This is a genomic window from Pseudomonas sp. (assembly GCF_028293835.1).
GTDB lineage: Bacteria > Pseudomonadota > Gammaproteobacteria > Pseudomonadales > Pseudomonadaceae > Aquipseudomonas.
This window is the reverse complement of the sequence record NZ_JAQGNX010000121.1, coordinates 1-7,336: the sequence shown is the minus strand read 5'-3', so window position 1 is coordinate 7,336 and position 7,336 is coordinate 1. Positions and strand designations below refer to the sequence as shown.

8 protein-coding genes are annotated in these 7,336 nt (G+C 55.9%); all 8 read left to right on the top strand.

Features of this window, described 5'->3' with window-relative positions; genetic code table 11:
• The coding region (rpsB, locus tag JWR17_RS17300) for a 30S ribosomal protein S2 (RefSeq protein ID WP_299833163.1) at positions 1-494 on the top strand (494 nt) is incomplete at its 5' end.
• A gap of 180 nt (positions 495-674) precedes the next feature.
• On the top strand, positions 675-1,538 hold the full coding sequence (gene tsf, locus JWR17_RS17295; protein ID WP_299833162.1) for a translation elongation factor Ts: 864 nt from the start codon (positions 675-677) through the stop codon (positions 1,536-1,538).
• A gap of 205 nt (positions 1,539-1,743) precedes the next feature.
• A complete protein-coding gene (pyrH, locus tag JWR17_RS17290) occupies positions 1,744-2,499 on the top strand; it encodes a UMP kinase (protein WP_299833161.1) in 756 nt (251 codons plus the stop codon).
• Positions 2,483-3,040: a ribosome recycling factor gene (gene frr, locus JWR17_RS17285; RefSeq protein ID WP_299833160.1), complete on the top strand. Its 558-nt coding sequence runs from the start codon at positions 2,483-2,485 to the stop codon at positions 3,038-3,040. Before pyrH ends, frr begins: the two co-directional genes overlap by 17 nt.
• A gap of 16 nt (positions 3,041-3,056) precedes the next feature.
• Positions 3,057-3,812 (top strand): polyprenyl diphosphate synthase, encoded by a 756-nt coding sequence (gene uppS / locus JWR17_RS17280; RefSeq protein WP_299833159.1) that lies wholly within the window; start codon positions 3,057-3,059, stop codon positions 3,810-3,812.
• Positions 3,812-4,627 (top strand): phosphatidate cytidylyltransferase, encoded by an 816-nt coding sequence (locus tag JWR17_RS17275; protein ID WP_299833157.1) that lies wholly within the window; start codon positions 3,812-3,814, stop codon positions 4,625-4,627. The genes uppS and JWR17_RS17275 overlap by 1 nt, the downstream gene beginning before the upstream one ends.
• Positions 4,624-5,814, top strand: a complete 1,191-nt coding sequence (ispC, locus tag JWR17_RS17270) for a 1-deoxy-D-xylulose-5-phosphate reductoisomerase (protein ID WP_299833156.1) — start codon at positions 4,624-4,626, stop codon at positions 5,812-5,814. The genes JWR17_RS17275 and ispC overlap by 4 nt, the downstream gene beginning before the upstream one ends.
• Before the next feature lie 40 nt (positions 5,815-5,854).
• Positions 5,855-7,207, top strand: a complete 1,353-nt coding sequence (gene rseP, locus JWR17_RS17265) for a sigma E protease regulator RseP (protein WP_299833155.1) — start codon at positions 5,855-5,857, stop codon at positions 7,205-7,207.
• The last annotated feature ends 129 nt before the right edge of the window (positions 7,208-7,336 follow it).

Genomic DNA, 7,336 nt, shown 5'->3' with positions numbered 1-7,336 from the left:
CTGCACGTTGCGGCTCGCCTTACGTCGATCACCGCTGGTTGGGCGGCATGCTGACCAACTTCAAAACCATCCGTGCCTCGATCAAGCGTCTGCGCGAGCTTGAAATTCAGGCAGAAGACGGCACATTCACCAAGCTGACCAAGAAAGAGGCGCTGATGCGTACTCGCGATCTGGAAAAGCTGGACCGTAGCCTGGGTGGTATCAAGGACATGGGCGGTCTTCCTGACGCACTGTTCGTCATCGACGTTGATCACGAGCGTATCGCGATCACCGAAGCCAACAAGCTGGGTATCCCGGTTATCGGCGTAGTCGACACCAACAGCAGCCCTGAAGGCGTTGACTACATCATCCCAGGTAACGATGACGCCATTCGCGCCATTCAGTTGTACATGGGTTCGATGGCTGACGCAGTGATCCGTGGTCGTAACAATGCTAATGGCGGCACCGACGTATTCGTCGAAGAGGCTCCAGCAGCAGCAGTAGTAGAAGGCTGAGTAGCAGACGCCTAGCGTTTACTCAGTACGCAAAAAGGGGGCTTAGCCCCCTTTTTGCCACCTCGAAAACCATGTTGGCGCCGCCTGTAGTCATGAGCCGCAGCCAGCAAGGGTTTTCAAGAATTTGAACGCCCGTTTGATCGGGTGGAATGGTTAAAACCTATCCAAGAGGAATTTGAAATGGCAGAAGTTACTGCGGCGTTGGTTAAAGAACTGCGCGAGCGCACCGGCGAAGGCATGATGGATTGCAAAAAGGCCTTGACCAAGGCTGACGGCGACATCGAAAAAGCCATCGACGATATGCGTGCTTCCGGCGCTATCAAGGCAGCCAAAAAAGCAGGCAACATTGCTGCTGAAGGCTCGATCAGCATCAAGGACGACGGCAAAGCTGCCGTTATCGTTGAAGTGAACTCGCAGACCGACTTCCTGGCTCTGCAGGACGACTTCAAGGCATTCGTTGCAGCCAGCGTAGAAAAAGCATTCGCTGACAAGCTGACCGATGTTGCTCCGTTGATCGCTGCTCAGGAACCTGATCGTTTGGTTCTGGTTGGCAAAGTAGGCGAGAACGTCAATATTCGCCGTCTGGCGCGTATTGAAGGTGATGTTGTAGGTTCGTACCTGCACGGCAACAAAATCGGTGTAGTTGTCGCTCTGAAAGGCGGTAGCGTCGAGCTGGCTAAAGACATCGCTATGCACGTAGCTGCCAGCGCTCCTGAGTTCTTGCTGCCTACCGAAGTTTCCGCTGAAGCCATTGAACGCGAGAAAGGCGTGTTCATGACCCTCAACGAAGACAAGATCAAAGGCAAGCCACCTGAAATCGTTGAAAAAATGGTTGCCGGTCGCATCAGCAAGTTCCTCGCTGAAGCCAGCCTGGTCAATCAGCCGTTCGTGAAGAACCCTGAGCTGACCGTTGGCGCTCTGGCCAAGCAGGGCGGCGCTGAAATCGTTTCCTTCACTCGCTTTGCAGTGGGCGAAGGCATCGAGAAGCCAGTAGACAACTTCGCTGAAGAAGTTGCCGCACAGGTTGCTGCAAGCAAGAAATAAGACGGTTTTTTAGCTGTCGCCACGAAGAGGCTGCCCGCTTACGCGCGCAGCCTCTTCGTCAAATAGGTAAAACGAATTTGTTTTCCTTTCGGAAGTGGCTTACAAGGCTGCATCCTCCTGACGCTGCTTCAGCGTCAGCTAGAGTTAGGGCAGGCTGAAACAGCCCCGCACAGAATTTTTTTAAACGCCGCAGGAGAGATTCGCAATGGCTCAGCAGGGCAGTGGTTATCAAGCTCGCTATAAACGCATTCTACTCAAGCTTAGCGGCGAGGCCCTGATGGGGTCGGAAGAGTTCGGCATCGACCCAAAAGTCCTGGATCGCATGGCCCTTGAAGTCGGCCAGCTGGTCGGTATTGGCGTGCAGGTCGGGCTGGTGATTGGCGGCGGTAACCTGTTCCGTGGGGCTGCACTGAGTGCTGCTGGCATGGATCGGGTCACCGGCGACCACATGGGCATGCTGGCCACTGTGATGAATGCCTTGGCCATGCGCGATGCGTTGGAACGTGCCAATATTTCAGCCATCGTGATGTCGGCGATTTCCATGGTGGGCGTGACTGATCATTACGATCGTCGCAAAGCCATGCGTCACCTGAATGCCAAAGACGTGGTGATTTTCGCCGCCGGTACCGGTAACCCTTTTTTCACTACTGATTCGGCAGCATGCCTGCGAGCAATCGAAATCGACGCAGACGTAGTGCTAAAGGCAACCAAGGTGGATGGCGTATACACTGCGGACCCTTTCAAAGACCCGCATGCCGAGAAGTTCGATCATCTGACTTACGATGAAGTACTGGATCGCAAACTGGGAGTGATGGACCTGACGGCCATTTGTCTGTGCCGTGACCACAAAATGCCGTTGCGCGTATTTAACATGAACAAGCCCGGCGCCCTGCTGAATATTGTGCACGGTGGCGCTGAAGGCACCCTGATCGAGGAAGGCAACAATGATCAACGAAATTAAAAAAGACGCTCAGTCGCGTATGCAGAAGAGTCTTGAGTCGCTGGCTCAAGCGTTTACTCGCATCCGCACCGGCAAGGCTCACCCAAGCATTCTGGACGGTGTGATGGTGCCGTACTACGGCGCTGATACACCGTTGAATCAAGTCGCAAGCGTGACGGTCAAAGATTCACGGACACTGCAGGTTGTGTCCTTCGAGCGCAACATGTTGGGTGCTGTCGACAAAGCGATTCAAAGCTCAGGTCTGAACTTCAATCCAACCAACCTCGGTGAGCTGCTGCTGATTTCCATGCCGGCGCTTACGGAGGAAACCCGCAAAGGTTTCACCAAGCAGGCGCGTGATGCCGCGGAAGATGCGCGGGTGGCGGTGCGTAACATCCGTCGCGATGCGTTGAGCCAGTTCAAGGATCTGATCAAAGAGAAAGAAATCAGCGAAGACGAAGAGCGTCGCGCTGCAGATGACATCCAGAAACTGACCGATAAGTTCGTGGCGGATATCGAAACTGCTGTGAAGCAAAAAGAAGCGGACCTGATGGCCGTATAAAGGGTCAGTGCGTTTTATGGATAAGACCAAGCAGGCTGTGCTGTCACCGGTACCGCGACATGTCGCGATTATCATGGATGGTAATAATCGCTGGGCGAAGAAGCGTCTGTTACCCGGTATCGCCGGGCATAAAGCGGGCGTGGATGCGGTTCGCGCGGTTATTGAAGTGTGCGCTGAAGCCAAGGTCGAAGTGTTGACTCTGTTCGCTTTTTCCAGTGAGAACTGGCAGCGCCCGGCCGAAGAGGTTGGGGCGCTGATGGAGCTGTTCTTCACCGCTTTGCGCCGTGAAACCCGGCGGCTGAATGAAAATTCCATCAGTTTGCGAATCATCGGCGACCGTTCACGGTTCCATCCCGAGTTGCAGGCTGCCATGCGCGAAGCCGAGGCACGTACCGCTGGCAATGATCGTTTTGTATTGCAGATCGCTGCCAACTATGGCGGTCAGTGGGATATCGCCCAGGCGGCGCAACGCCTCGCGAGGGAAGTTCAGGGAGGTCATCTGCAACCAGAGGACATTACCCCGGAACTGTTGCAGACCTGCCTGGCAACCGGCGATTTGCCGTTGCCGGATTTGTGTATTCGTACGGGCGGCGAGCATCGCATCAGTAATTTTTTGCTGTGGCAGCTCGCCTATTCCGAGCTGTATTTCTCCGACCTGTTTTGGCCGGACTTCAAACACGATGCCATGCGTACTGCGCTGGCAGATTTTGCTTCTCGCCAACGTCGCTTCGGTAAAACGAGCGAACAGATAGAAGCTGGAGCCCGGGCTTAATGCTGAAACAACGAATCATCACTGCGCTCATCCTTCTGCCTATCGCCCTGTGTGGGTTCTTTCTTCTCGATGGGGCGAGTTTCGCGCTGTTCATCGGCGTCGTTGTGACGCTGGGTGCCTGGGAGTGGGCGCGGCTGGCCGGTTTTTCCGCTCAGGTAGCACGTGTGGCATACGCAGCCGTCATCGCTGTGTCATTGCTGATTATGTATGTGCTGCCGGATTTGGCGCCCTGGGTCCTCGGGGCTGCGGTGCTGTGGTGGATATTGGCGACGTTCCTTGTACTGACCTTTCCGCAGACCAGTGCTCATTGGTCGAGCGCTGCGTGCAAACTGGTGATCGGTCTTCTGATTTTGCTGCCTGCCTGGCAGGGGTTGATACTGATCAAGCAGTGGGATCTGGGTAACTGGCTGATCCTGTCGGTAATGGTATTGGTGTGGGGCGCTGACATTGGTGCCTACTTTTCCGGTAAGGCTTTTGGCAAGCGCAAGCTCGCGGCCAAGGTCAGTCCCGGGAAAAGCTGGGAAGGCATGTTTGGCGGCTTGATCGCCAGCCTGGTGATAACCGCTGTCGTCGGCGCGTTTCGCGGCTGGTCGGGTTCGCAGTTTCTTTTCGGCTTGCTGGCTGCCGCCTTAGTGGTATTAATCTCTGTGGTAGGCGACCTGACTGAAAGTATGTTCAAGCGCCAGTCCGGCATCAAAGACAGCAGCAACTTGCTGCCGGGCCATGGCGGTGTGCTGGATCGCATCGACAGCCTCACTGCTGCTATTCCGGTGTTTGCGGTTCTGCTGTGGGCTGCCAACTGGGGTGTCATGTGAAAAAAACCCAGCAAATAACTGTCCTTGGCGCTACCGGTTCGGTCGGACTCAGTACGCTGGACGTCATCGCTCGCCACCCCGACCTTTATCAGGTCTTTGCGCTGACGGGCTTCAGTCGTCTCAAAGAGCTACTGGCTCTGTGTGTGCGCCATTCGCCACGCTTCGCAGTAGTGCCGGAGCAGGAAGTCGCCCGCGGCTTGCAGGACGCGCTTGCCGCAGCGGGCCTCGATACTCGAGTATTGGTCGGGGAGAGCGGTCTATGCGAAGTTGCCGCGCACCCGCAAGTAGATACCGTGCTTGCAGCTATCGTCGGCGCAGCAGGTCTGCGTCCGACCCTGGCCGCCGTGGAGGCGGGCAAGAAGGTATTGCTAGCCAATAAAGAAGCACTTGTTATGTCGGGTGCCTTGTTCATGCAGGCCGTGCATCGCAGTGGCGCCGTGCTGTTACCGATTGACAGCGAGCACAACGCCATCTTTCAGTGTTTACCCGTCGACTACTCCCGAGGGTTGGGCACCGTCGGAGTGCGCCGTATCCTGCTGACCGCTTCAGGCGGCCCGTTCCGCGAAACGCCGTTGGCAGATTTAATGGGGGTTACTCCCGAACAGGCGTGCGCGCATCCGAATTGGTCAATGGGTCGCAAGATTTCTGTAGACTCCGCCAGCATGATGAACAAAGGCCTTGAGTTGATCGAAGCCTGCTGGCTGTTCGATGCACGGCCGAGTCAGGTTGAAGTGGTTATCCATCCGCAAAGCGTCATCCATTCAATGGTCGATTACGTCGACGGTTCAGTGTTGGCGCAGCTGGGTAATCCGGATATGCGTACGCCCATCGCCCACGCGTTGGCCTGGCCGCAGCGGATCGATTCAGGGGTTGCGCCCCTAAATCTGTTCAGTATCGCCCGTCTTGATTTTCAAGCGCCGGATGAACAGCGTTTCCCCTGCTTGCGTTTGGCGCGTCAAGCGGCTGAAGCAGGTAACAGCGCACCCGCACTGCTCAACGCAGCCAATGAGGTGGCGGTAGCAGCATTTCTCAACAGGCGCATCCGCTATCCAGAGATCGCGAGTATCATTGATGAGGTTTTAAATCTCGAACCCGTCGTTGCGGTCCAGGAATTGGACGCTGTATTCGAAATCGACTTGAAAGCGCGTACGTTGGCCGAGCAATGGCTCAGTCGCAACGGGCGCTAAAGGCACCTGACAACGGCACAGGCCGGCACGGAGGAAGTTGATGAGCGCGCTCTATATGATTGTTGGCACCTTGGTCGCACTGGGTGTGCTGGTGACCTTTCACGAATTCGGCCACTTTTGGGTGGCCAGGCGTTGTGGCGTCAAGGTTTTACGTTTTTCAGTAGGTTTCGGCATGCCGCTGCTTCGCTGGCATGACCGTAAGGGCACCGAGTATGTGCTCGCGGCCATTCCCTTGGGCGGCTACGTAAAAATGCTCGATGAGCGTGAAGGCGAAGTGCCCGCGGACCAGGTCCACCAATCGTTCAACCGCAAAACCGTTTATCAGCGTATTGCCATCGTGATTGCCGGACCGGTTGCCAATTTTTTGTTGGCGATTGTGTTTTTCTGGTTTCTGGCAATGCTCGGCAGCCAACAAGTGCGCCCGGTCATCGGCGCGGTTGAAGCGGGCAGTCTTGCTGACAAGGCAGGGTTGAGCGCTGGGCAGGAAATTGTCGCCGTCGATGGTGAGCCGACGTCGGGCTGGGCCGCCGTGAACCTGCAGTTGGTGCGGCGTTTGGGCGAGAGCGGCACGATTGCCTTGCAGGTTCACGAACAAGGCTCAACGGTCGATTCTCCCCGGCAGCTGACGCTGGATAAGTGGCTGAAGGGGTCTACTGAGCCAGATCCAATTCGCTCGCTGGGTATTCGCCCATGGCGTCCGGCCTTGTTGCCAGTATTGGCCGAGCTGGACCCAAAAGGCCCGGCGCAAGCCGCTGGTCTGAAGATGGGCGACCGATTGCTTGCGATTGACGGGCAACCATTGAACGATTGGCAGCAGGTTGTCGATTCGGTTCGTCTGCGTCCCGATGCGAAAATTTCTTTACGTGTCGAGCGTGATGGCACTCAGCTCGATGTGCTTTTGACCCTGGCGACAAAGGGTGAAGGCAAGGCTGCAACCGGCTATCTAGGGGCTGGCGTCAAAGGTGTCGATTGGCCACCGGAGATGTTGCGCGAGGTCCGTTACGGTCCTTTAGCCGCCATCGGCGAGGGCGCCAGGCGCACTTGGACGATGAGTGTTTTGACCCTTGATTCGCTGAGAAAAATGTTGTTCGGCGAGCTATCTGTAAAAAACTTGAGCGGACCGATAACCATTGCTAAAGTGGCGGGCGCTTCGGCCCAGTCGGGGGTAGGTGATTTTATAAATTTCCTCGCCTATCTGAGCATAAGCCTGGGGGTTCTGAATTTGTTGCCCATCCCAGTATTGGATGGGGGACATCTATTGTTCTATCTGGTCGAGTGGGCGCGGGGTCGTCCATTGTCTGATCGGGTGCAGGGTTGGGGGGTTCAGATCGGGATTAGCTTGGTGGTTGGGGTGATGCTACTCGCCCTGGTTAACGATCTGGGTCGACTGTAAAGCTTCGCTGAGTTGCGAATCTGCCGCATTTTGCGGCAGTTTGTTTATTGCCAGTTGGAATAAGAAAGGACTTCATGAAACGTCTGCTGCTAACTGCGGTTCTCGCCGTACTGATGATCGCCGAAGTTC